At 52.3% G+C, this 24,088-nt stretch carries 22 protein-coding genes; 4 read left to right on the top strand and 18 right to left on the bottom strand.

Annotated features, from left to right (window positions below):
* The 3 genes from ACYVI1_RS17875 to ACYVI1_RS17865 all read left to right on the top strand — a co-directional run.
* On the top strand, window positions 1-356 hold a 356-nt coding region (locus ACYVI1_RS17875), incomplete at its 5' end, for a LytTR family DNA-binding domain-containing protein (protein ID WP_460912103.1).
* A gap of 249 nt (window positions 357-605) precedes the next feature.
* Window positions 606-863, top strand: coding sequence for a hypothetical protein (locus ACYVI1_RS17870; RefSeq protein WP_460912102.1), 258 nt, complete (start codon window positions 606-608; stop codon window positions 861-863).
* A 5-nt stretch (window positions 864-868) separates the two neighbouring features.
* A complete protein-coding gene (locus tag ACYVI1_RS17865) occupies window positions 869-1,393 on the top strand; it encodes a hypothetical protein (protein ID WP_460912101.1) in 525 nt (174 codons plus the stop codon).
* A gap of 79 nt (window positions 1,394-1,472) precedes the next feature.
* On the opposite strand, the gene ACYVI1_RS17860 is transcribed toward ACYVI1_RS17865, so the two are convergent.
* The 12 genes from ACYVI1_RS17860 to ACYVI1_RS17805 all read right to left on the bottom strand — a co-directional run bounded on the left by ACYVI1_RS17860 (window position 1,473) and on the right by ACYVI1_RS17805 (window position 19,708).
* Window positions 1,473-1,997 (bottom strand): D-Ala-D-Ala carboxypeptidase family metallohydrolase, encoded by a 525-nt coding sequence (locus ACYVI1_RS17860; protein ID WP_460912100.1) that lies wholly within the window; start codon window positions 1,995-1,997, stop codon window positions 1,473-1,475.
* 287 nt (window positions 1,998-2,284) lie between these two features.
* Window positions 2,285-2,638: a hypothetical protein gene (locus ACYVI1_RS17855; RefSeq protein WP_460912099.1), complete on the bottom strand. Its 354-nt coding sequence runs from the start codon at window positions 2,636-2,638 to the stop codon at window positions 2,285-2,287.
* A 12-nt stretch (window positions 2,639-2,650) separates the two neighbouring features.
* A complete protein-coding gene (locus ACYVI1_RS17850; RefSeq protein WP_460912098.1) occupies window positions 2,651-3,082 on the bottom strand; it encodes a hypothetical protein in 432 nt (143 codons plus the stop codon).
* Window positions 3,079-3,702: a hypothetical protein gene (locus ACYVI1_RS17845; protein WP_460912097.1), complete on the bottom strand. Its 624-nt coding sequence runs from the start codon at window positions 3,700-3,702 to the stop codon at window positions 3,079-3,081. Before ACYVI1_RS17845 ends, ACYVI1_RS17850 begins: the two co-directional genes overlap by 4 nt.
* A 2-nt stretch (window positions 3,703-3,704) precedes the next feature.
* Window positions 3,705-4,085, bottom strand: a complete 381-nt coding sequence (locus ACYVI1_RS17840) for a hypothetical protein (protein ID WP_460912096.1) — start codon at window positions 4,083-4,085, stop codon at window positions 3,705-3,707.
* Window positions 4,086-4,160: 75 nt separating this feature from the next.
* On the bottom strand, window positions 4,161-6,365 hold the full coding sequence (locus tag ACYVI1_RS17835; RefSeq protein ID WP_460912095.1) for a hypothetical protein: 2,205 nt from the start codon (window positions 6,363-6,365) through the stop codon (window positions 4,161-4,163).
* Between the two features lie 38 nt (window positions 6,366-6,403).
* Complete coding sequence (locus tag ACYVI1_RS17830; protein ID WP_460912094.1) at window positions 6,404-7,024, bottom strand: hypothetical protein; 621 nt, start codon at window positions 7,022-7,024, stop codon at window positions 6,404-6,406.
* A complete protein-coding gene (locus tag ACYVI1_RS17825; protein ID WP_460912093.1) occupies window positions 6,993-10,988 on the bottom strand; it encodes a hypothetical protein in 3,996 nt (1,331 codons plus the stop codon). The genes ACYVI1_RS17830 and ACYVI1_RS17825 overlap by 32 nt, the downstream gene beginning before the upstream one ends.
* Window position 10,989: 1 nt before the next feature.
* Window positions 10,990-11,298, bottom strand: a complete 309-nt coding sequence (locus ACYVI1_RS17820) for a hypothetical protein (protein ID WP_460912092.1) — start codon at window positions 11,296-11,298, stop codon at window positions 10,990-10,992.
* 5 nt (window positions 11,299-11,303) lie between these two features.
* Window positions 11,304-13,148, bottom strand: coding sequence for a hypothetical protein (locus ACYVI1_RS17815; protein WP_460912091.1), 1,845 nt, complete (start codon window positions 13,146-13,148; stop codon window positions 11,304-11,306).
* 3 nt (window positions 13,149-13,151) lie between these two features.
* Window positions 13,152-16,178, bottom strand: a complete 3,027-nt coding sequence (locus tag ACYVI1_RS17810) for a hypothetical protein (protein WP_460912090.1) — start codon at window positions 16,176-16,178, stop codon at window positions 13,152-13,154.
* 2 nt (window positions 16,179-16,180) lie between these two features.
* Window positions 16,181-19,708 (bottom strand): hypothetical protein, encoded by a 3,528-nt coding sequence (locus tag ACYVI1_RS17805; RefSeq protein WP_460912089.1) that lies wholly within the window; start codon window positions 19,706-19,708, stop codon window positions 16,181-16,183.
* Window positions 19,709-20,192: 484 nt separating this feature from the next.
* On the opposite strand from ACYVI1_RS17805, the gene ACYVI1_RS17800 reads away from it, so the two are divergent.
* Entirely contained in the window at window positions 20,193-20,564 is a 372-nt protein-coding gene (locus tag ACYVI1_RS17800) for an EF-hand domain-containing protein (RefSeq protein WP_460912088.1), read from the top strand.
* Between the two features lie 672 nt (window positions 20,565-21,236).
* On the opposite strand, the gene ACYVI1_RS17795 is transcribed toward ACYVI1_RS17800, so the two are convergent.
* Genes ACYVI1_RS17795 through ACYVI1_RS17770 form a run of 6 tightly spaced genes read right to left on the bottom strand, consistent with a single transcriptional unit; the run spans window position 21,237 to window position 24,085 of the window.
* Window positions 21,237-22,004: a hypothetical protein gene (locus ACYVI1_RS17795; RefSeq protein WP_460912087.1), complete on the bottom strand. Its 768-nt coding sequence runs from the start codon at window positions 22,002-22,004 to the stop codon at window positions 21,237-21,239.
* Window positions 21,991-22,299, bottom strand: coding sequence for a hypothetical protein (locus ACYVI1_RS17790; protein WP_460912086.1), 309 nt, complete (start codon window positions 22,297-22,299; stop codon window positions 21,991-21,993). Before ACYVI1_RS17790 ends, ACYVI1_RS17795 begins: the two co-directional genes overlap by 14 nt.
* A gap of 56 nt (window positions 22,300-22,355) precedes the next feature.
* Window positions 22,356-22,781, bottom strand: a complete 426-nt coding sequence (locus ACYVI1_RS17785; protein WP_460912085.1) for a hypothetical protein — start codon at window positions 22,779-22,781, stop codon at window positions 22,356-22,358.
* Entirely contained in the window at window positions 22,769-23,038 is a 270-nt protein-coding gene (locus tag ACYVI1_RS17780; RefSeq protein ID WP_460912084.1) for a LytTR family transcriptional regulator DNA-binding domain-containing protein, read from the bottom strand. Before ACYVI1_RS17780 ends, ACYVI1_RS17785 begins: the two co-directional genes overlap by 13 nt.
* A gap of 49 nt (window positions 23,039-23,087) precedes the next feature.
* Window positions 23,088-23,657 carry a hypothetical protein gene (locus ACYVI1_RS17775; RefSeq protein WP_460912083.1) on the bottom strand — a complete coding sequence of 190 codons (570 nt, stop codon included), beginning with the start codon at window positions 23,655-23,657 and terminating at the stop codon, window positions 23,088-23,090.
* Window positions 23,654-24,085: a hypothetical protein gene (locus ACYVI1_RS17770; RefSeq protein WP_460912082.1), complete on the bottom strand. Its 432-nt coding sequence runs from the start codon at window positions 24,083-24,085 to the stop codon at window positions 23,654-23,656. The genes ACYVI1_RS17775 and ACYVI1_RS17770 overlap by 4 nt, the downstream gene beginning before the upstream one ends.
* Between the last annotated feature and the right edge of the window lie 3 nt (window positions 24,086-24,088).

Here is a 24,088-nt window from a genome sequence, read left to right as displayed (position 1 = left end):
TCAATGGCATGGATGCTCAACTATTTAGATTGCCCGGTCTGAAGGTGGCGGTGTCGGACATTCAGTATCTGGACGGGGAAGGCAATTACACCTGGTTTCACCTTACAAAGGGTCGGCAAACATTATCGTCCCGGACATTGGCCCACTATGCCCCCTTACTGCCGGGCTTTATCCGCATTCATCGAGAGCATCTTATCAACCCTGCCTATGCCCTGAATTGCCAGCGCACCGGCCCGAAGTCGGCGGTGGTCTTGATGAAGAACGGGGCGATACTACCCATCTCCCGCAGGCGTATTAAAGAGGTATGTGAGACCCTTAAGCTAATGGACAACGAGTGGCTTAAGCAATTTTTGTAGCAAAGTCGACAGCCTCGATTTTTATTGAATCTGGTCGACTTTAAGCAGAAACTGAGTTTAAAGCACCCTTTACAAACTTTAACCTTTCTTTGAAGTGACATTTGCTTTTGATTTTTATATACGCTTTTATAAGATAAATAACTGATTATCAAGTAGTAGCTTATTTTGTTTGTGAATATGAAAATGGTAAACCTCAGCAAACTATCTTTGTAATTATAGATTTGATTATTGTGTATATTAAATAATTACATGCCCTCAGTTCTAAACACCGACTATATAAAGGAACAGATTAAGTTTCTTTCAGAGATATTAAAGATTATTTTTGCTTTATTTTTAGCAACAATAACAGGAACTATTGCATTAATTATAAAAAAGCCAGATACATTAACGCGGCCTAAAGAACTATTTTTCATTGCAATTGGAATGGTTTTAACTATTGTATCTGGTGGGGGTCTATTGTTTCTTTACAGAGCTATCGTTGGTTACATAAGGTTTTTAAACCGTTGATAATTATGGAAGCTGATATCTTATTTTACGTTATTGTTGGCTTCATTGCATTATTGCTTATTTTATTTATATGGGGCTTTGTTTTGGATGTCTTTAAAAAATTCGAAGCAGATACATATTCATTAACTGATGATGAGTATTGCAGGTATGGAGTTAAAATACAAACCCTTCAGGAAATTAATATGTACCTGAGAACCCAATTAGGTACAATAAAAGATAAAGAAGCAAAGCAAGAAGCAAACAGTTTGTTCGGCATTTTATACACATCCGAAATGTCGTTAAAAAACGCAGCGTATCTATTTAATGAACAACTTGGCAATAAGCCCAGTATAGCATTTAGGATCGAAAACATATTAAGCTCAGAGGAAACTCTACTTGAGTCTATTTCAATGAATCCTATTTTCGACCTAAGTCCACCCTTAGAAGAAAATTCACCAACTGACAATATACCTCCCCCCCCCTCGTCATTTGCTGAACTAAAAGCTAAAGCAAAATTTCAAGCCGCAGTGGGTAAAGAGGCAAAACTATAAATAGAGGTGCTTATCGTCCCCCCTCCCTACTACCGTTTACTGAATTGGCCACTCACTTTCTCCTGACTCAGCATAAAAATCAGGCAGTTTCAGGGTCAATGGCATAGGTTGTTTTGCCATTTTTTCGCACCATGATCAAGCACTGTTGGCGTTGTGGTTCCACTTGCCTAAATGCAATATGGACCCATGCGGCTTGTCCTGTAGTGGAATCATACCCTTCTAATATCAACTGATCGTAATTCAGCGCTTTGCGATTCTTCCGGCAAAACTTATATAGCTGAAAATTACTAACGTGGCTCAGGCCGTCGCAGTCGATGTCAATCGCCAGCCCGTCAAGGTGCGCTGAGGTTTTCGACCCTTTCACGGCGGCATTGAGTTTGGCCGACCGAAAGAAGGACGTGACCGGTAGTTTACCGAACTGTTTACAGATAGGGACGTACAGGCCGTTGTAAGCCCGTACCATATTGGCGTACTGTGCCGGGGTGGGCACGTTGACGATGCCAAGCCGAATGGCGGTCGCTGACTTGACCGCTTCACTGTAGGTCAGCCAGGGGCCGAAGTTGGCAAAGGGTACAGTCGGTTGAACAAATACAGGATTATTCATGTTAGTAGTGTAGAATATTAAAAAGAGGATGATTTTTAGCCACTGGCGGTTCTATACGGTCAGTGGCTTTTTTGTTATCTTTGATTGATTAAATATCTCATATAGTGGTACTTAAAGGCTCCGGCATACTTGTACGGGGCCTTTTTTGCTATTTTTGGCCTTCTTTTTTTAAGGTAAAAGGCTAAAGGCTCTGGACAGTTGTTCAGGGCCTTTTTTTCGTATCTTTCAGCTATTAATCTTTATAGAGTGGGTATATAAAGGCTCCGGCGTCGATGTTCGGAGTCTTTTTATTCTTCCACCAGGCGGGTTTTTATGCCCACATACCACCAGCCGTAGAAAGCCAGAATGTAGAGATCGAAGGTGTTGCGGTCAGCCGTTTTGCGCTTGAAACTAACCAGCTTCTTTTCCACAAACAGGTTATGCAACTGGTAGAATTTACCATCGGGCACATCACTTTCAACAGCATAATCCAGTCGTTTTTCAGCCTCCCCGTTCGGCTCATCCGTCCAGCGAAGGATTTTATACCAGGGCAGCCGAACGGCTTGAATCGCTTCGCCCGATGATACAGACTGCCACGTTAAAGCTGGATTTTCCTTGAGAAACCCGGTTAGAATATCAAAAAACAGCACGTTCTTTTTCATTGAGTTTACCGATTAGAATACGATTAGTTTAATCCCTACGTAAACGAGTGTTGCTCCGCCGATGGGGGCGAGTACGTTGAGTTTGAAACCCTGCCAAACCTTGCCGACGAACGTTTTTGGCACGTTCGCCCGGTTTGCCCGCGCTGCGGCTTCGTCGCGTTGCTGCGTTAAGGTCACGATGCGCTGGTTCGCTTCCTTGCGAATCTCGGTTGCCGTCGAATCCGACAGACCGACCCGAATTTTAAGCAGGGCGATTTGTTGACCGCGTTCACCGAGTTTCCGATCCTGTAAGGCAATAAGCCGGTCCAGAATCGGGCGGTCGTGTTCGAGCGTATCGCACCGGGTCGATGACTGCCCGCGTGCGCTGAAGTGCAAAAACAGCCCGACTCCCAGCAGCAGTAGATTAACCAGCCACATGAGGGGAACGTGTCGTTTGTCGCTCATTTGCGTTTCTGTTTTTGCATGTTGGTATTCATGCGCTGTTGGCGTAAGCTGAGGTTATCCAGCTTTTCCGAAACTTTCTGGCCCGTCGCGTCGGTTTTCTCCCACAGTTCGGCTTTGGTCTGCTCAACGGTTTTGGTGAGTGCCGTATCGTTTTTTGCCAGCTTCGCGACCGACGTATCGAGCCGGGTAATCTTGATGGCATTCGCTCCGGCAACGGCGGCAATCGTATCGACCTGACCCGATACGTGTTCGATGGCCTTCTCGATGCGCTGCGATTTGCGGTTATCGAACGTCCACAGAATGAGGGTAAACAGCAGAAAGGCCGCGAAGCCGTAGGCGAGTTTCGCCCCGGTTCGGATGCGATTGGTTTCGGGTTGCTGAAAGTCACTATAGGCGACCAACCCACAGGTAAAGGCCAATACAAAGAAGGTCAGGCCGAGTAAGGTGTAAGCCGCCTGGGGAATCCACCGGACGCACACGAACGAGGAGAAGGTCGAGAACATCAGCGACCAGATGGAGACAATCAGAACTTTACCTGTGTTGTGCGTCGTCAGGCAGACGGCGTACAGAAAGATGCTTGCGGCCAGCAAACCGGCCTGTAGAATTGCGGTGTTTTCCATAACTATTTAGGGGGTTGCGTTTTGAATTTTTCAATCTTAGCGAGTACTTCATCGACGAGCGTACCCAAAAGGGATACAATCGTTTGAACCGGCGAGTCGCGAATCTGTGAGCCGACCGTGTCCATGCCGCCGAGTGCATAGTTTGCCATATACGCGACGGGAAAGCCCAGAAACCAGACGTCATCGAGGTTGAGCGAAAAGGCTAAACAGATAATCTTGAAAAAGAAGAACCCACCCACGAATGAGATAAATGCCCCCGTTAACCCCTCAGCGACTGGCACCTGTTTTAAGCGCATGGCGTGGATGGTCGATCCGGCAAAGAGAGCCAGCACGAAATAAGCCTCGCCGGGTACTCCCTTTAAATTTTCTAACAAGTCAGTCATGTTGGGTTGAGTGGGGTTTCAATTGGGATAAATGCCAAACCCCTGCCAGCCTGGAAGCCAGCAGGGGAGCGAGGGTTAATTTTCTTTCAGGTGCGACGTGCTGGTAACGAGGGTTTTTGCTAAGTTGACCCCCGTAATGCTTAAGTGGGTACCATCCGACGTACAGCCACTGCACGGTACACATGAGTTTGAAAACTGAGGAGTTTCAGTAATGCCCCCCACGTCGTACACGCCTGTTACAAGGGGTGTTACGCCATCCGCCCGAAATAGCGTTGGTGCGGTCCCCTGCAACCTGATCCAGTCGTTAAGCTGACCCCGTAGCGTTATTTGGGTCGAGTTAGCCGCCGTACTGGGGGAAATGGTCGTTACCCAGAGATCGGCCCCGTTGAGGGCTGCCAATTTTGTCCACCAGGCGGTCAGCGCGGCTTGGGCCTGGGCAACCGTCGTCCAGCTAAAGGAATTGTTGTTACCAATATCGGTGATGATGACCTTGTACTTGGCAACCTGATTGAGTACGAAGGCCGTGTTATTGTTGTCAAACGTCCCGATAACGGAACTACCGACCGCGTATCTCGCCCAGGGGATACCCTGTGCGTCCAAACCCGCGCGAATCCAGCCCATTTCAGAGCCTTCGACGCCAATGCCCTGTGAGTCAAAGACCAGCGCCACCGACTCTTTGGCGGGCGTCGCTGTGGGTTTTATCATCAATTCAAGCGGAGCGTACCCCGCTACCACAGTCGTAGTCATCGTGCCCGATGGCACCGCATCAGTCGTACTAAACTGATTGGTTTGGGTGCCAACAACGACCTTATCCGACGCGCCTTTTATAACATGGACGCGAAGGTTAGCCGTAGCGGTGGGGAAGAGCGGTAAAGGCAGCGGATCGTTGATGAGCGTCGCGCCGGGGGCAATCGTGACGGTCGTACTACCATCCCAGGTGATCTGCTGAGTCGCCGTTCCATTCGAGACCGACGCTTCGATGGTGAGCGGATTGAGTCCAGCGGCTTCTAAGGGCGCGCCACTGACCCACAGCGTCCAGTTCGGCCAGCTAAAGCGTAGGCCGGTGCCATATACGTTGGGCGTGAAATTGTAGCCATACGTTAAGTCCGTTTCGGTGCCAGCATACGCATTCTGATTGGGTGCAGAAAATCGACCCGTACCCAGAATTGCGGTTCCGGCAGACCGGGCCAGCCGTTTAATGAGTTTAAGTTGGGCGGCAATCGTTGGCCCTTGAGCGGCATCTAAGGCAGCATTACCAGAAGAAACCGTCGTCAGGTTGTTGGCTAATGTGGTCGAGCCACCTCCGCCCGAACCAGCCGGGCCAATCAGACTAACACCAGTTGGCCACGCACCGCCCGCTTTCGGACCAAACAGGGTTGTCGATGTGATGTTGATGAAGAAATCGCCGTCAACGCCTTGTCCACTCGTCGGGTTACTCGAACCCGATAGAATCGTTTTCCCATTGGTGCCGTTGGTTCCATCGGTACCGGGAGGGCCGTTGTTGCCCGTTGCGCCAATCAGGCTAATGCCCGATCCCCATGCTCCCGACGTTTTGGGGCCGTAAAACTGCGAGTTCGTCGTTCGGTAATAGAAATCGCCATCCGTTCCCTGCCCGGCTGAGGGAATGCCGGTTCCCGACAGAATGGTTTTTCCATCAGCCCCATTGCCGCCCGTGACCCCGCTATAATTGGGAACGTTAATCGTATTGTTTGAAAAGGTAGCTGCGCCCGACGTGCCGTTTGTGGTGAACGTAATCGCCGATTGCTTGGCGTCCCACGCCAACTTTTGCCCTACCGTAACATAAGTGATGCTGGCTCCCCATGTGATTTTTGCGGGGTCGAGTGCCGTCAGCCATGCCGGGTTAGTATAAGAGCCGGTGGTCTGGACAACCGTAGGCCCATACCGGGCCGCTGGAATCTGGCCAGAGGTTAACTCACCCGCGCTCCCCGAAAAGGCCGACCCGCCTGAACCGCCCGACCCATTACTATAAAACGCGGTAATGGCCGACGCGACCGTACCGCCCCAGGGGGTTCCCGACTGGTTCAGAAAGCGGGTTGGGAGGAACGTTCGCGAATAGCCGCCTGAAGAAATCCGTATGAACGAACCCCCCAACACGCGAACCTCGACGCTTGAGGCTTTGTATTTTCTCGGCGTTGCCACTCCGGCCGAGTCGGTGATTAACACCTCGTCATTGACTCGCCAGATTCGATTGATCGATGTCTGGGCGCTGGCTGTTAACGACGCGGCAATCAGCAATAAACTAATTAGGAACTGTCTCATTGATTTGCGATTTATTGGTTAGACGTTGGGAAAGCAGGTTACGAGGCCGGGCGCGTGAGTTCGATCCACTCATGGAAATACACGGTGCCATCCTTCCACCGGAATTCGATAGTGTTGGCGCCCGCGTTGAGCGAGATGGTGGTCGACAGGACAATGGTGCGGGTTCCTCCTGCGGCACCTTCAAGCGCGAAATCAACCCATGCCCCACTGTTCACGCGGTACTGACCGTTGCCCGTGTCGGCGGTGTTGGTCTGGTACTTGTGCTTGAGCGTCACGTTGTTGAGGGTGACACTGTTCGGATTGTTGGCCGAATAGCTTAGGGCATTCTGTGAGCCACTCGCTCCGATGGGTCCACGCTGCGAACCACTTACCCCAACCGAGCCAGCGGCATCGGTCGCGTTCAGATGCAGGTTCAGGGCTGGAATACTACCCCCGCCCGGCGCGGCTGGCTTGACCAACGGTGGTACGGTCCCCTGCGGAATGATTGCGCCATTATCGACGGTCAACTCGAACGTTCCGGCCTTGACTGCGGCCTCGAACCCACTCTTACCGTTGTTGGTTCTGGGATACAGGGCGCGGTCAGCGACGCACGTAACGGTATAGAGCGATACGCCGTCGCTGTTGCGTTTAATCGTTGCGTGAAAGGTTTCGTTTGCCATGATTGATAAGCGTTTTTGGTTTGTTGGCACGAATGCCGTAAGTTTTTTTGCGCCGTTTGAAAAGCCCACCAGCCGCCAGTAACAGCAGTACGCTACCGTTCTCAGTTGGCTCGGCATCGACCGTGTTAATCCACTGAACCTGGAACTTTGCGCCAACGGGTGCGCCGGGCGCGGTCAGGTGGATTTGGTTGATCAGGCCATTCCAGTCACTGTTCTGATTGACCGGAATTCGGAGGGTGTGCCAGTTATTGTCAACTGTGAGATTATAATCGATATGCTGATTGCCGGTCCAGTCGAAGGCCAGCGATTTGGCGTAGTACAGCGTACCCGCGCTGGGGTAGCCGGCGGAGGCTTTGTAGCGGATATATAAATCGGGAACCTGCGTGGCTTGCAGGGCGAAGCGGGGAAACCAAAACCCGTAATCCGAATTTTTGGTAACAGTCAGTTCAATGCCCGTCTCCGGCGTGGGATAGCCGGTGTCAGACGCATTTTCATACCAGAACAGGCCCCGCCCATTGCGGTTGTTGAATTTCCAACTGACTTTGTTTCGTGGGTCAGGGTGTGCATTGGCCCATTCCCGTTGCTGGTCGAAATTGCCGACGATGAACGCATGGTGGGCATAATAGACGCCATCCCAATCGACATGCATAATCGGTAGATTCGCCGTGTAGCCCGATCCGTTCTCAAACTGATCGCCGATTTCCCCCTGATTTTTCTGCCACTGCGCCCCCTTATACATGCCTTCGGCCCAAAGCCCGATACCGACATCATTCGGGTTGGTGCTGGGTAGCATCGCCACAAACGGCTCACGCAAAAAGATACCGAACTGATCGGAGTGGCCGGTTACCATTTCTCTGGTTCCATTGGCTCCTACGTAGTGAGCGTACCGGTGATTACCCAGAAAATAGCCACATGGATATTCCTGCTGCCGGGCAAAATACCAGAGTTTATCATCCTGCCGATTGTTGGTCCATTTCGTGTGTATGTGAATGCCCCGACCGTCTAACGAAACCCATTGTTCTAAGTAAACGTCGGTGTATTCGTCGTTTACAGCCCAGTTCCGCATGTGCGTTTTCGTATAAATCGCGTCGTCGGTGCGACCAATGGCGACGACCTCGCTGGAGTTGCCAAAATAGCTGCCATGCTGAATCGGGTCATTCCCCGTGCCAGGTCCAGGCGGGTCAGGCGCGTAGGTGCCTAAGCGGTGCGCCCACTGGGTAGCCACCTCAATGTTATCACTCTGGGTTGTGCGGCCACCTCTGTACAAGGCATAGCCATTCATGGTGCCGAGATCGTGTATGTTCACCAAATTCGGCCCGTTCCAGACCGAAATATGGGTAGGAGCTGCGCCGAATTTGCGGTGAATGCGGACGGTTACAATGCCGTTACTCAGTTCGGCATAATCGCCAACGTCGCCACTCCAGTAGGCTTCTGTATTGGTATGCGGATTGGGTGTAAAATCATGACTTGGCCACGTTGGATTCGTGGTTATCGGCGTGTAATCGAAATTGTCGAAGTCTGGCTTATTGTAAGCCACTGTACCACCCCCTCCACCACCACAGCCCGAAACGGTCAGAACCCGCGTAGCGGTTTTGCTGGTGCAGCCTGACTTGGCAACGGTCACGGTATACGTGTACTGCCCGTTGGCATTCGGAGCGGTCAGGGAGACCGTATTGACACTCTGATTCGATGCCGAAAGATTGTTACCTGACCAGCTATAGGTTAAGCCCGTCGCATCGGGGCCGGATACAGTAGACGTCAGTGTAACCGCCGAACTACAACCCGACGTCTGCGTACCATTGGCAACAGAGAAACTACAGGCGACGGTCGGCGGTGGGCTTGTGCTGCCGGTTAGTTCGGATTCCTGAATCGCAGGAGGTGTCGGATGGGAGGTGATCCGGGCTTCGCGGTAATCGCCACGCCACGTTATTTTTTCGCCGAGTAAACTTTTAAACTGAAAATAAATATCCCTGGGAGCCAAACCCGCTGCGGCATCGGGCAACCGCCAATACTCCAGACCAGCCTTGCGACCTTTCAAGCGAATGCGATAACCGGGCGAAACCGCTCCGGCTCCCTTGTCTACCCAAACCGTTACGTCAGTATAGCGGTCCACGTCCTGACACGGCCACCACCAATACAGCCATAAAGTAGGTTTCCCGTCCTTTGTGGCAATACCGCCCGTTATGATGGGTTTGCGGTAAAACTGCTCGTTGGGGTCAACGCTCGAAACGATACCCTGATTTTTGATCCATAGTTTGGGCTGAACCAATCGCCAGGGTGTATCAAAAATCCAGTTCAGTTGTGACGCCCGGTGGAACCCCTTGCTGTACATTTCCACCGACGCCCGCGAATGGGCAATGGTCGATGATCCCAGATTGGATTTAGGCTGCGTGGCCATCCACCCGCGTAGGTAGTCGTTGAACAAATACATACCCATCGCGTCCGCTTCGGTCCAGTCAGGATTAAGCGGGCGTTCGTTCAACAGGTCGTATTGTTGCTGCGTCGTGCCGGTGCCCTGCGGGGTTATCCCCGATTCGGCCTCGGCGTCGAGCCGGAATTGACGCAACAACCGAACGTTTTCAAAGCCGGTTTGCCGGTCGGTCGATAGGGGCAAATGCACCCCCCCCGCCCGAAAAAACTGATTGGCACAGTACCGGGCGAAAATGCCGTAAAACTTTAACTGTGATTTATAAGCATCCTCATTGTAGAGTACCGTCGTTTGACCGGTTATCGTCGTATTGCGAACGTCGGTTCGCCAGATAAGCCCGCCGTCGCTGCCGATTTTGTAGGTGCCGTTCGTGTTTTTCTCGAAAAGACTTTGCTCGTCGAAGGTGTGCTGCACGTAGGAGCCGACGCCGGTAAAGGCTTTCCCCTCCTTCACCAACTGGCCTATATCCGACGGTGTACCCATCGGAGCCGACTGGCTACTCCCCCGGTACGGCTCGTGGATATAGCCATACGACATATACTTGGGATAGCCCGTCGCCGGATCGTTGTCATCGAAGAAATAGGGGGCCAGATGGGTCAGGTTGCCAAAATCGGACATGCCCGATTTGAGCGTCACGCCCTCCAGCGCGGCCAGGCGAATAATCTCCTTAGTGAGCCAGCCAATTTGCCGAAACCACTGTTGATAGTAGCTTAAACCCGTTCCCTGCCGTTCGACGAAGATTTCGTGGTTTACTGAGAAATAATCAACCCCGGCTCCTTTCCAGTCATTTTGCTTAAAGGTGTTCCACCAGAATTGAGCATAGAGTTTAGCGGTTTCTTCATCGTCGATAAACAAATGGTTGCCCTCGAAGGCGGGTAACGGCCCGGCCCAATCGAGGAGTTTTTGTTTACGGGGATCGCTGTTGGGTAGGGTTTGAGCCGCGTTGTAAGCGGCTGCATAGTTGGCCAGTTCGAGCGCACGGCGGTACTGCGTGGGGTAGGTCTGCCCATCGATCCAGTGGGCAGACTCGGAGGTATGGGTCCAGCCGCGCGAGGTCAGGGCGTTATCGCTGGCATCGTTGAACAGCCCGCCCGGATAGATAATGACCTTACTCGCGTGGGGCGTAAAGGCCGGGAACCGCTTGTACAAGGCGGTATTCAGAGCCGTTTGCGGAGCCATCGGGTAGTAATTGCCGACTAAGCGCGGAACGGTTCGCACGCCATCGGCAAGGACCGGCGCGGGTGCCGACTGAACCGCTCGATTCAAATAGTCCTGACGCGAATCGCTGAACGCATAAGTGTACCGACCCACGATTGACCCCTCGGCGGGAACAGCTTTGAGGGGCAACGTGCCGGTATTGACTGCTGTTAGAAAGGCCGTGTTGCCCGTTGGTGTGAGTGGGTAAATGCTCTTGTTGCGGGCAACGATTTTTTTAACGACAGTACCGCTTACGGTCGCCGAAACGGGTTGGTACACAACCTGAGCGGACGTTAAAAAGCTGATTAAAATCAGATAAAGGCTGAGTATCTTTTTCATCTTAGTTCAGTGCGTCGTTAGATTGTTCGCTGCCATCATCCCCACCCTCAATCGGGTCGCCGTCGAGTCCGAAAGTGCCTGCGGGTGGTGGGTTGCTACCTCCTCCGCCACAGTTGCGGGCCACTTTGCCGCTCGGGTAAACCGGCTCTACGGCGGTGGTTTGGGCTATTTTCTGCGCGGGCGAAAGTCCATCGAACAGGTCATCGCCTTCGTCGCAACTCAGCGCGTCATCGTAGACGAAAAAGCGTTCTTCGCCCGAAGCCCAGCCCGGAATCGTGTCGCCTGTGTTGGTGTAGGGTCGGTAGGCCATATCGGTTAGGGGGTTGGGGCGTTGTAGACAATCGTGCCCGTATCGACGGGGTTGCTGGCCATTGCAGGCATCTCGTAATCGAGGTGAATGGCGTTGCTGCCGTCAGCCGATAGGGAAAATTCGATGCTGAAGGAGAAGGCGGCTCCGCTTTCCTGGTAGTACTGGCCGTAACTCAAATGATGGTAGCCGTCGTCGTAGGCATCCGGGTCGAAAATAAACGCGGCTGGATCGGTCCCATTCGGCCCCAGAGTGTAGAGTTCGCCCCAGGCGTTATAGCCGGTAGTGCCTTCTTCGTCGGTGATCGTGCGTCGGTAATAAATGCTGGTGAAATTCCCGGTTGCGAACGTTTCGGGTGAGGTGCGGACGTAAAACATGATGTTACTGTTCCGTACTTCCCGTAGAATGCTCTCAATAATGAGCGCGGGCGGGCTGGCCACGTTTACGGCCGTAATAATTCCCTCGATGACACTGTTATCGGGGAAGGTAAACCGGTACGTTACGGGGACGTTGGCGGTAATGCTGCCTTCGGCAACATGAGCAACGGCGGTGGCATTTGGCCCCGGTGTCAGGGTCATGTCATCGGGATAGGGAGCAATCAGGGAATAATCACCAGCCCCGGTATATTGTTGGTCGGGGCCACTTGAAAACTGCGTCTTTACCTGAATCTCTACGCTGTCCTCGCCTTCGGTCACGTCAAGGTCGGGCAGGGTGTGGCCCGTCACCGTAGCTGCTCCGTTGAGAATGGTTAAGGTTTTTCCGATTATGCCGGAACTTCCCTCTGCCGGGAAGGTGAAGCGAAGCACGAGTTCGGTATCTGCGTTGACTACATCGTCTCCGACTGTTATCGTACATTCGGCATTCGGCTCATTGGTTACGTCTACGCCGGTTAATGGAATAGGCAAACCAAACGAGCCGCCCCCGGTGTACTGTTCGTCAGGACCGGATGAGTACTCGATCATGACCTTTGCCGTAGCCTCTCCACCTTCAGGAATATTAGGTGACGGCGCGACGTCAATTCGGTAATCGGTGATGGTTGGGGCAATGGGTGCAAAGTCAGCCGCGTCCGCTACCACGTCGATGCTATCGGCGGGCGGTACAATCGGGGTAAAATCAGCCGCGTCTGCAACGACATCAATTGAGTCAGCAGGGGGCACTATCGGGGTAAAGTCGGCGGCATCGGCCACCACGTCAATCGACTCGACGGGCGGTGTAACCGGTGCGGCCTGATAGTGCGTACCGCCCGTAAAGACCGGAACCGGATCGGGTGGCGTGACGACAGTGCAACTGCTGACAATCGCACAGAATTGAGTTTTCAGGGCGGGCGTCGCGGCAATTTTGGTCAGTAGGGCCGCAATGAACGTAATCTGGTCGGGGGACGGAGCGGCAGTGTAGAGCGCTAAAAGTGTAGCTGCTGTGCCGCCCGGCGCGTTGCCCGGCTTGATGAGTAAACCCTCATTGGTTATCTCAATGATCAGCGCCTGGCCATTCTCGGCATCGGTCAGGTCAAATAAGGGAATACCGCGTTTGAGAAGGAGTTGCCCGGTTTTTAGGGGCGTCATGGCCTCGGTATCATCCTCGCCCGCTTCTGCCGTTGGCTGATCGGCGATTTTGATTCGACCGGAATCTAATTCGGAGGCTGGGGGAACGTCAGTGCCGTCGACGTATTCCTGACGGGTGACGAATTTCTCGCTTAGGTCCACCTCGACGGTTTCCCCGCTCTCGGTCGCCAGGCTAAACCCGGCGTCGGTCGCTTCGCCGGAAACGATCAGCAAGTCGGCGTTGAAGTCAACGACCTCAGCGACTTTGCGAATGATATTTTGTACCGGGATTTTTTGGGGGGTGATGGCCATTCGTTAGAGCGGGTCAACGTCGATAAATCGACATATCTCAATCCGCCTGCGTGTCCGCTCGTTGGCAGCCTGTGCCTGTTCGAGTGTCCACCCGGCGAACTGTCCGCAATCCAGCCCCGAAGTCGTGTCATTCAAATCTAACGCGGTCTGACGAAGTTCAAAAATGGCCTCCTCGTTATCGCGACTGTAGTCGAGCGTGTGCAGGAAACCAGCGACCCGAATGCCGCTTTCATTGAGTAGTGAGATGTACCCGTAATTCGGATCGATGGGGTCGCCATTGGCGTCGGCTTCACTGGGCAAATACCCTGAATGGCCAAGGCGAAGTCGTTGAATCTGGCTGTGGCTTAGCCGGGTCTTGAACCGAATCAGTCGGGGCAAATACAACAGGTCGGTGATCAATTCATCGACCCGGACCGGCGCGGATTCACCAACCCGGCCCGCTTTTCCACACGCATCGAGGGCGGGTAGTTCAGTCACAACCGACTTGTTATTGGGAATGCGCGTTTTGTTGACGGCGGCATACAGATCGTCGGTTCCGATGCTGTCAAAGGCGATGTTGACCGCCGAGCCGAACCCGCCCGCAATGGCTTCTTTGACGAAAAAACCCCATGGCGAATAATCCGGCGCGGCAACGGCCACAACGGTATAGGTGCCGACGTTGGGCGTATTGCCCGAAATCGCGACCGTCATACCAGCCGCCAGCCAGGGAACGTAGAGGTCAGTGGTAATGACGTTTAAAAACAGAATGTGCCCGAAGGTGACGTCGATGAGTCCGGTTTCGGTAGTCGGCTGCTGATTGATGAGATTGAATTTATCCTTGTTAATCAGGCAACCCGCCCAAACCGGTGCATTCTGCAGCAGCATCCGGCCCGGTGTCAATCTCAGATTGTACGTGTCATTCGGCGATTGCAGGCCCGAAACCGTCTCGAAGTCGGCTCCGGTTTCGGGTTGCAGCTCGAGCGAACCCGGTACCGGCTCAATCGTGAGCGTTGTCGTAACTTCATTCGTAACTTCCTCGGCAACGTAAAACGACCAGGGGCGCTGACCCGCATCCGCTACGAACGACACGGTATATATCCCGTCGTTTTGACTTGTGCCGCCGATGGTAATTTTCATCCCTGCGGCCAGCCAGCTCAGCGAGGTCGGTAACTGGATGATGTTGGCAATGAACCCGCGCGTGAACGTGCCCGCTCCCGAAAAGCCCGGAATGGGTTTACACTGCACGATAAATACTTTTTCGTCGTAGGCCGTGCCGTCTTTAGGCGTGTCGGTAAACTGTTCGCGCCGGGTTTTTTCGATGGCCAGCGATGAGGCAATAAACCGGCTGATGATGGTCTTTTTGGCCGCTTCGTGTTGAATCGGCGTGGTAATCTGGTGCGTGGTGAACACCTCCTCCAGCGAATTGGACCCGTCCGATACCCATTCCTGATAGCCGACCTCGACCGTGCTGTATAATTCAGTGGGTAGACTATCCTCGCTGTAGTCGCCGACTTCATCCAATCGGAGTAACTCGACAGGCCGGTAGAACTCCTGAATGGGTTTGAGCGATACAATCTCCTGCGGCTTGCTGTTGAGGTCGAGTTCATGGCCATACTGCAACCCGACGCAATCAATGGCCGAAAGGCTCTGTATGGCTTCCTGAAGGGAAAAGGCGAGCGGTCGTTCGAGCGGCTTGAACTGCCGGGCGGCAAAGCCATTGAACAACACCCTCCGCGCTCCACACCCATTCACCCCGTAGCGGGCCGATTGCAGCCCGTAGAAGTCAGACCGAAAGCGGTCCGGTAAGCCCGTCAGCACCGTCAGGGCGGCATTGATGGCCTCCCCAATGGGCAGACAACGAGCGGTTGAGGAATTGTTGGTCGATTTGCCGCTTACGGTGATGCGCTGCGTTTTGGTCTGCACAACGACCTGCGTCTGCTGCAACTCGTTCTTGTTGTGGGAAAACTGCAACAGGCCGTATAAAAACAGTTTGTCGCCGGGTTTGGTCTCGAATGACGTATCGAGTTTGCCGGTCGCGAGTACTTCGACGATTTCCTCAGCGAAGCCAGCGGGCGGGCGTTTGCCGAGACCTTCGGCCCAGGGGTTGGTAATGGTCCAGTCCTGCCGGGTTCCATCGGCGCGAATCAGCGTGAGGAACGTATCGAGCCGAAACCCCAAGATTTTGGCCTTTCCAACCGATACCGTGCGTTTTTTGATGGTGAACCATAGATTATACGCTACCTCTATTTTGACCTGACGCGTACCGGCTGAGCGGAACTTAAATAGCCATTCATCATTGGCAATCGGGCCGTCTGACTCCGACAGACCCATCGGACGCCCGCCCGCGAGTTCTTCGATTTCCGAGATTTGCGGCTGACTGGTATCGAACTGTATCCAGACGTGCCCGTTTGTGTCGCCTTGAAACGACTGTTCTACCCGATTACTACCAATCAGATTACACCCAAACCGCTCGTCGAGCGATTGGGGCGTTAGGACGATTTGCCCGAACGTGGGCGGGGTAATTGGCGCGTTATCGAGTGAGCGCGACGCCGACAGGTTAACCGACGTATCCCACCGGGCTTCGACCCGGCTCTGTAGGGTGTTGCGCTCCAGACCTGCCAGAACCCGTCGCTGTTCGGTTTTGCGAAGCGACAGATTGACCCGGCCCTCGTACTCAATCACCTCGAAACCGGGCGTGCCGATGCCCGAATTTGCGTCGATGAGTTCGGGAATGGTCAGGCCGAATTGAAACAACAGGTTGGCGTCTTCGCCTTCCACTTGGAAAATGGACTGTACAAACTCGCGCCCCGACGATTGGTCGAATTCGAGGGTAGAACCCGACGAACTGTATTCCGAATTTACGCCGTGCAACGTCCCTCGTTTGAGGGTAAATCGGATGTTGGCCCAACCGACCGGCTCGCGTTGAAGGGGGTAAGGGGTTCGCCTTCCATCGGGTGCCAGGTGAACCAGCCGACAGAAATTTATAAAGTCAGAATAGACGCCCGGAAGGGTAAAGGCCCGCCCCCAGTTGTCATATAATTGCTCAGTCATGGTTAGTGGCGATGGCGTTGTTCTAAATATTCCTCACGGTTTCGACCCCGACGCTGACCGCGACGAACGCCGATTTCGTCGATGTTGGTTTCGTTGACTGGCCTGGCATCCAATGCCCGTCCGAACGCGCGTTCGAGTTGGGATTCACTCAATGGCGGGTTCCCATTCAGGGCGAGTTGGTGAATGATAACCTGTTCATCGCGACGGCCGATCTGAAGGTGGTCGGCGGTCTGGTTATAGAGTAGGGATTCCTGAAGGGCTTGGCGGGCCGATTCGTCGCGTTGCCAGTCAGCGACCATCCGGGCGGTCTGGCTCGCCGTGTAGATGACATCGCCTGCGCCGAGGTAATCGACGGTTGGTTTATCGTAGTACTGATAGCTTCCGTCCGTCTTTTTCCTAAGTTCAGGTCCCCGATCGCCGACGAGGGCGAAGCCTTCGGGCGCGGAGGTTGTACCCGACCAAAAAGCGGGTAAGGGTTTGGCGAGTACGGCTGCGGCCTGGGCGATACCGGCTGCGGTCACGAATGCCGACAGAATACCCGCCGATACGCCAAAATCAAGGTAATGGGCACCGCCCCCGGTCGAAAGCACCGACATCACCGCCTGAGCGGTGTTGATGGCAATGGAGAACAGGGCGGCTGCCCGTTCCTGAATGGCCGCTTTACGGGCCAGTTCGGTTTTTCGTTTCTGGTACTGTTCCTCGATTCGGGCTTTGGCGTCGGCATTGTCCCCGGCGAGGGTGAGTTCGTGTTCCTTCTGCTTATCGAGGTTATCGAGGTCGCGTTGGTTATACGATTGCGTTATACTGGACAGCGATTGCCCTATCGTGTCGGCAAGTTGCAAACCGGCCTGCCAAAGTTGCTGCCGATGGTCGGCGAGGTCTTTGGCATTCTTTTTTTGATGCTCGGTCGCAAGGTCGTCTGCTTTCTGGGCGTTATCAGCGACGGCATTATCTAATCGTTTTTTATCGTCGGCGGCTTCTTTGTCTCGGGCCTGTTTGAGTTTTACAATCGCATTCTCGGCGGCTGCGATTTCAGCGGGCGTTCGGATGGCCTCCTCTTTGTAGCGTTTCAGGGCCGCTATTTTATCATCAACGACGGCGTTACTGAGTTGCCTATCTTGCTGGTAAGTCGATTCGGTGAGTTCTAATTCAGCCTTTAGTCGCTCTAATCGAATGGCGTATAATTGAGCCTCTCCTTCGTCGGGCGTAATGGTTCGCCCGGCCATATCTACCTCGACCTTTCGCTCTTTCTCATTGTAGAACTTATCGAGGGCTGCTAATTTTTTCTGGTAATCTTCGCCGAGCGTTTGGTCGTATGCAGTTAGGGCGACTTTGGTTTGTTCGAGTTCTTTTTTCCAGGCTTCTTCCTGTGCTTTTAGCCGATCCTTGTAATAAACCCGGCCTACCTCCAATAACTCTGCATCAATCTCTTTGGAAAGTTTACTATTCGCCTGGCCTGCCTGCGCTAAAATCTGCTTTTGCTCACTCAGGGAGGCCACCATAATGCCCCGCTTACCCTCAACAAAATCAGCCTCCGAGATGGAGCCGTCTTCTTTATCGCGGGCTAATCCGGTGACGGCCTTCGACGCATCGGACTTGCTGTCGGAAAGTTTGAGTTTGAGGCTATCGCGTTTGTAGAGCGTTTCGGCCTCAAGTTTATCGGCGGCTAAATGCTTATAGTCGTCGGTTTCCTTTTTACCTGCCCTGGCTAACAACTGCTGACGTTCGGTAATACCGGCCAGCGTTATACGTTGACGTTCTTCGATATACAGTTTCTCACTGATTAGGCCGTCCTGTTTATTGGCTTCCAGTTGGGCAAGTTCGGTATCGTTGGCGGCTTTGCGATTGGACAGATTTTCATTCAGCACCTTATCAGCATCCTTGGCGGCTTTGGCGGCTGCATCCTCGGCTTTTCGCTTGGCCTCGGCTACTTTTTGCTGTTGCTGTAGCTGTTTGCGGTACTTATCCAGTTCGGGCGTACCCTGATTGGGGTTGACGGTAGCCGCTCGATCTCGGGCCTGATACGCTTCAGTTGTAGCCGCAAAAGGGTTGACCGCAAATTTGAGGGCCGTCGCTAAAAAGCCCTGCTCTTTCGCCATTTGGCGCAATCCAGCGGTAAAGTTGCTCAGGGCTGAAACACCTTTTCCTAGAAAGCCTAACAACCCATTCAGGGCGGGTAACAGGAATTGATAAATGTCGCTGGCCGCTCCTTTGATTCCGTCTTTAATGGTGGACCAACGGCCGGAGAATTGTTGGGCTAATTTATCCGTTGCGCCCATAACGCCCGGTACTTTGCCCAGACCGATCAGGTAGTCGCTAATGGCCTGGCTGTTGTTTGCAACCGTCGTGCGAACGCCCTTAAAGGTGAAGTTGACTTTATCACCGGCTTTACTGGCATTGATACCGAACTCCTTGAGCCGTTCAAACTCGCCCTGTTGCGCGTCGGCGATGGCCTCTACATAATCCATGACCGTCTTATTTTTCGCGACGGCCATGTCAGATAGTTCGGTTAGCTGCTCTTTGGTGGGGACAATACCAATGTCAACCATTCGGTTAAATGCCTTGGTAACCCCCTCCATATCGTGCGGGCTGTGGTCGGCAAAATCACGGATAACAGCATTCGCTTCGGCGGCTGCTTTCTTGTTATTATTGAGGGCGTTTTCCGTCAGGGCATTCAGCTTTTCGTATTCCTGCCCAACCTCCAGCACTGCCGAACTTGCCGAGGCAACCAATGCCCCGACACCGGCTGCCGTCGCAACACCGCCCAAACCCGTTAGGTCGCCAATCGCGCTTATGGCACCTGAACCGCCCGGTTTGGGGTAATTACCCACATTTCGGTTATGTACCTGCTGTCCACTTTCAATCTGCTTTAACAGCGTGACTGATTTTTGGTACTGAGCATTCAGCGATACAGCAGCCTTGTTCTGTTCATTGATCTTACCCGTTCCGGCATCGTAGGCATTTGGCAGACCATCGAGCGTCCGTTTTAATTCTGCGGTCGATTTTTTGAGATGTGCGACCGAATTCTCGGCGGCATCAATGATGGTTTTTCCGGCTTTGAGCGATTTACTTTGAGCGTCGATCGCTTTTGTAACGGTTTTCGCTTCATTCAGAATCGCCCGTTGTTGCTTGAGGTAATCTTTCTGGGAGGGGTCTAACGCCTGGTAGCGTTTTTGAAGTGAATCAAGCTTTGAGGTCAGGCCTGAAATGACCTGTCCATTTAATCGCTGAGCATCCGATAGGTGATCATTGGCGTGCCGAGCGCCGTCCAATTGATACGATAGTCGCTCAATCTGTTGTTCATAGGACTTGAATTGTGCGACTGCTTTATCGGGATTGGCCGTAGAGAGGCTACGAAGGGCGGCTTCAATTCCGTTAAGCTGTTCAGTGGCGTCCCGCTCAGAGGCTTTAATGCGATTCAGCCATGTGACAGTCGATTGCGCCCAGGATTGAGTATCCATTTCAAGCGCTTTCAGGCTGGCAGAATAGCCTTCAAAGTCGAAAAGGTCAGAATTTTTTAAGATAGCCATTGCGATACATCGGATTGATGCAATGGCCTTGAACTGCGTGTCGGGTATGAAGATACAAAAAGCCCGGATTGTAAGTCCGGGCTTTGGCTAAACCCCGTTACTTGGGACCATAGGGCGGCCTCAACTCCGGTGCAACGTTGCACCGGAGTTGAGTCAGGAGGCAAAAGGCCTCAACAAACTTTAGGGTATCAATGTTGGCGTAGGTAGCTTATGTCGTTGCAGGGGCGATAAGCAACGACTGAAATTTGTTAACATATTTTAAAATAATTATACATCAAATTTAACCTTTTAGTAAATATTGCCCTTCTAGCACATAACATTTATAAGTATTAATAGATTATTACTTAGATATTCTACTTAGAAAGATAATTTTCGTGTTAATTAGCACGAACTATTTCTTTGAGTAGTAAAAGAGGCACATTGCCTCCCAATCTCCTAAAATAGTATTAACTTCATTTTCTATCAATTTAACGAATCGGATTTTATGAAAAAACGACTGCTTTCTCTGATGGCTGTAGCCATGACAGTAACCTTCACCGCTTGTCAGCAAACCGGTGACGTCGATCCAGTGACTAACAAGGCAAATGCCCGCGAAGGCGCTGCACAAATCACACTCACACCGGCGCAAGTTCTGGCAGGATTCAAGGATTTTGATGCGGACAAAAATGGGCAACTGTCCGATGTAGAATTATTTACTGGTCTGAATAACTATCCTTATAGTGTCAAAGTCACGACGACTCATGTTCAGCAGCTCATTACAAAGTACGATACAAGCCTTAATGGGTTTATTGAATATGGCGAGTTCGAAAAACTCATAGAGGAAGCGGTGAAGCGCCGTAACGAGTACCCTTCTTAATTGCATCAAACAATCAACTCTCTTTGACTTAAAAAAGCCCCAACTGACATCAGTTGGGGCTTTTTTGTGAGCGTAAGAAGTGTAAATTGACGTTACTTTAAAGCCCTGTTACGTGTGTCCAACGGAGTTTGGAGTAGTCAGATCCAAACTCCACCAACAACGTCGCATACTCTTAATCGAGGCATTTAAACTCTCGGATTCCTCCTCTGAAGGAAAGATCCCCACATATGCAGCTAAACCGTCCGGTAGGACATTCCATCGTTCTTGTCTCAGATCCATGATTGCCCGGATCATTAAACAGATAGGGGCAGGAGCAAGTTACCCTCACGGGCGGGTCGATGCGATGATCGGCGCAAGACCAGGGCAGAGTAGCCAAAGCCAGATACAATAGGCCGAAAAGAGCCTTTTTTATACGTATTGTTTTCATAGTGAGGGAGGTTTAGAATTTTAATAAGGATTAAGGCACTGAAAACAGGCAAGTAGCGGTCAATCTAAAGCTATAAAAAGCACTGACACTGCAAATACTATCCTTTTTATTTAAAGGTAGAATTGAGTCCTTTTGCCTACCTATTTTTAAGATAATCCCTTCCCTCATCAGGTATACGCCCGCTAAACGTTACCTGCTGCTTTCCACCTGCAAAAAAGGCCCGGCCTTCGCAAATCCGGGCTTTTTTAACTCCGGTGCAGTGTCGCGTAATTTTCATCCGAAACACTAAACTCGCCGGTCGTGAGTGCCTGGCCTTCGTTGGGATTCGATTTATACGCCTGGGCGAAGGCAAACGGTTCGCCATTGATGAATAGGGAGTCGTGTTCGAGCATCGACACCATCGCCCGGTGTCCGTTGCGGTCGTATTCGGGCGTTAAAAACGTGACGATTTGACGCGGCTCGGAGTATAGATGCCGGGTTTTTCCGGTAGTACTTTCGCGATATGTCGATTTATTAAGTTCGGCCTCTTCCCCGCGCACGGCTAACCGAATCCGAAACTGCTGGTAAAAATTGGGGGGCAAATACCGGTACCGAAAGTTCTGAAGCCGGTCGTTATTGCGAAACTTGACAAGGGCCGTTTTATCAACTGCATTGGCGGCACTACTCACCCAACAATATTGACTTGTCAGCGTACCAAGTTTGATTCGCGCGAACCCTTCGGATAAGGCCGGAACTGTGAATGAGCCGAACCGATGGGCGCCATTTGAAAACTCAATCGTCGAGAGCGTTTGCGCCAGCGCGTGCGATACGCCTTTCTCATCGACCAGCGTTAGGACTCCTGCGGGAGCGGTATTGTCGGTGGCGTTGAGGTAAAACGAGATGGTTTCTCCCGGAACCAGCCAGACGATTGGCGAAAGGATTTCCGGTTCCCGAAGAAAGGGACGCGGTAGGCTCGAATCGAATTCCGACTCACCATTTTGAAACCAGACCAGAAAATTACTATCGTTGACCATGCTGCGGGTTGGGTTTGGGCTTCTGGGCCTCGTACTTTTCGTTGAGGTGATCGAGCCAGGTGTAAAACTGAAAAACGGTCAATCGGTCGGGCGATGAGCAACCACACTCCGACAAAACAACGAGCAATTTTTCAAATCCCTTTTCCATTGCGGTCAGCACATGGTTTCCGCTCTCGGAAAAACAGGCCGGTTTCTGGCTGCCCACCAAGACGCCGAACGCATCGCGGTAGGCTTGCTGCGTCGCTGCGGACGGGTCGAGGACCGACGACACTTTGGCCAGTAAGTAGGTCCGCAAGTGCTCGAGCTGGTTTCGTACCCCGCCTTTTCCGAACCGTCCCGGAAAGAACCGTTTCAGTTCGTCAAGGCATTTTTTTTTACGTCAGCAAGGGAGTCCTCGATTAGCTGTTGTGTCAACCCAAGCGCTGACCACTCGTCGATTTTGGTAAGGAGTGCATCTTCGCCATAATCAGTTACAGGTACACCGTTGACCGAATGAATCCGACAGGCCCAATCGAGTTGCCCGGTCTGAAACCGGCTTTTGGCTAATACTCTGGCCAGCCGATAATTTCGCATCTGTTCCTGAAATTCGGGGAGTTTTCCGGTCAGGGCGTAGTCCTCGGCTTTGTTCAGCATTTCAGCCTGTTCCGCTTCGTTGCTGCCGAGTTCAGCCGCCATGATCTCATACTGTCGGCTTAACTGGTATAGGCTCGCCGGTTGGTCCTTAATCGAGTCATACAGTAAGACCGTCAGTTGGGGCGAAGCAATCAGGGTTTGCATAGCAGGGCGTAGACGAAGGATTCTCGTCGACGCGAGATTAGCAGCGAGCGGTCGTTGGGTAAACGGATGGTGCCCGCCTTTCGCTGGTAATCGACGATGTGCCGGGGATTGACGAGCGTGCGTTTGTGGATACGAATAAAGCCCGGCAACTCCTCGGCCATTATTCGGAGCGTTCTCGATACCAGAATCGGTCTTTCACCCGCGATGTGAATCAGCGAATAGTTACCAATCCCGGCGAGGTATTCGATTTGAGACAACGGTATCTCTCGACGAGTTTTCCCGTCAAAAATGCTCAACACGTTCTGATTAACTAACATTGGTTTCGACGGTCATGACGGTGAAATCAATTCTGAAAGCAACAGTTGGCCAACGGTCATACTTGCGGTCGAGGTCGGAAACGACGAACGGTCTGAACACGTCGGGCAACACGCCATCCTGATAACCGGTTATCTGCGTGACGCATCGAACCAGCTGGAGCGATTTTTTTACCTGAAGCTTAATCTTTTCCGGAAACCCCGACCCGTCGTCATAGTCGGGTAGTTTCGACAGATTCACCCACCCGTACAACGTGACCGCGCGCGTAGCGTGGTTGATATGGTTTTGGGCATGGCCGAACGGTGATGCCTGATTATAGTCGTTCTTCTCGGGATCCTTCGACGCGAAAAAGACAACCGAAGTATAGTTGTCATTCGGACGGCAATCGGCATACTCGCCATTACCCACATAGGCCATTGGCTTTATCTGGGGTTTGTCCTGACCGGCGAGTTTAACATCGTGAATCGCGACGCGGTTGTAAATTACTTCGGTCCACTCAAGGCCCGAGAGTTTATTACCGATCCGCTCTATCGCTTCGGTAAGGGTGCGCGGTTCGTTCATAAAAGCGCCTGGTTAAATTTATTCTGAAGCGTGGGTCGCATCCGTTCGCTAAGCTGCTCACGACTGGCAACCGATAGGCCGAATATATCGACACTATAACGACCCTGCAAAAACTGGGCTTTGGGGTCACGGCTCGACACTTCCGTTCCGCCCGTCGTGCGCCTGGCAAATGTGCCTTTGTAGAAACCGCCCTTTCGCTTCAAATCAACGTGGTCAGTCTGCAAACCTTCTTTCTGCCGGAGCCTTATGGTCTGGGGTTTATAGAACGGTCGAATGTCCGACCCCTCAGCGGTTTTCCCGGCTGCGAGTTGAGCGAGGTTCAATTCAACGATGTCGTCGTCGTGGGCGTCGATGGTCTGGGCTACAAGTTGCTCAATGGGAATTCGAAGCAGTGGACCGATGAAGAAATTAACCAGTTCCGAAACCATTTC

It is taken from the genome of Spirosoma areae (assembly GCF_054781775.1).
Note: the sequence above shows the minus strand (reverse complement) of the source record. Positions and strands in the feature narration are given on the sequence as shown.

Coding starts and splice junctions, on each gene's coding strand:
- ACYVI1_RS17870 (WP_460912102.1), top strand. CDS start 606: ATGCCCTCAGTTCTAAACACCGACTATATAAAGGAACAGATTAAGTTT.
- ACYVI1_RS17865 (WP_460912101.1), top strand. CDS start 869: ATGGAAGCTGATATCTTATTTTACGTTATTGTTGGCTTCATTGCATTA.
- ACYVI1_RS17860 (WP_460912100.1), bottom strand. CDS start 1,997: ATGAATAATCCTGTATTTGTTCAACCGACTGTACCCTTTGCCAACTTC.
- ACYVI1_RS17855 (WP_460912099.1), bottom strand. CDS start 2,638: ATGAAAAAGAACGTGCTGTTTTTTGATATTCTAACCGGGTTTCTCAAG.
- ACYVI1_RS17850 (WP_460912098.1), bottom strand. CDS start 3,082: ATGAGCGACAAACGACACGTTCCCCTCATGTGGCTGGTTAATCTACTG.
- ACYVI1_RS17845 (WP_460912097.1), bottom strand. CDS start 3,702: ATGGAAAACACCGCAATTCTACAGGCCGGTTTGCTGGCCGCAAGCATC.
- ACYVI1_RS17840 (WP_460912096.1), bottom strand. CDS start 4,085: ATGACTGACTTGTTAGAAAATTTAAAGGGAGTACCCGGCGAGGCTTAT.
- ACYVI1_RS17835 (WP_460912095.1), bottom strand. CDS start 6,365: ATGAGACAGTTCCTAATTAGTTTATTGCTGATTGCCGCGTCGTTAACA.
- ACYVI1_RS17830 (WP_460912094.1), bottom strand. CDS start 7,024: ATGGCAAACGAAACCTTTCACGCAACGATTAAACGCAACAGCGACGGC.
- ACYVI1_RS17825 (WP_460912093.1), bottom strand. CDS start 10,988: ATGAAAAAGATACTCAGCCTTTATCTGATTTTAATCAGCTTTTTAACG.
- ACYVI1_RS17820 (WP_460912092.1), bottom strand. CDS start 11,298: ATGGCCTACCGACCCTACACCAACACAGGCGACACGATTCCGGGCTGG.
- ACYVI1_RS17815 (WP_460912091.1), bottom strand. CDS start 13,148: ATGGCCATCACCCCCCAAAAAATCCCGGTACAAAATATCATTCGCAAA.
- ACYVI1_RS17810 (WP_460912090.1), bottom strand. CDS start 16,178: ATGACTGAGCAATTATATGACAACTGGGGGCGGGCCTTTACCCTTCCG.
- ACYVI1_RS17805 (WP_460912089.1), bottom strand. CDS start 19,708: ATGGCTATCTTAAAAAATTCTGACCTTTTCGACTTTGAAGGCTATTCT.
- ACYVI1_RS17800 (WP_460912088.1), top strand. CDS start 20,193: ATGAAAAAACGACTGCTTTCTCTGATGGCTGTAGCCATGACAGTAACC.
- ACYVI1_RS17795 (WP_460912087.1), bottom strand. CDS start 22,004: ATGGTCAACGATAGTAATTTTCTGGTCTGGTTTCAAAATGGTGAGTCG.
- ACYVI1_RS17785 (WP_460912085.1), bottom strand. CDS start 22,781: ATGCAAACCCTGATTGCTTCGCCCCAACTGACGGTCTTACTGTATGAC.
- ACYVI1_RS17775 (WP_460912083.1), bottom strand. CDS start 23,657: ATGAACGAACCGCGCACCCTTACCGAAGCGATAGAGCGGATCGGTAAT.
- ACYVI1_RS17770 (WP_460912082.1), bottom strand. CDS start 24,085: ATGGTTTCGGAACTGGTTAATTTCTTCATCGGTCCACTGCTTCGAATT.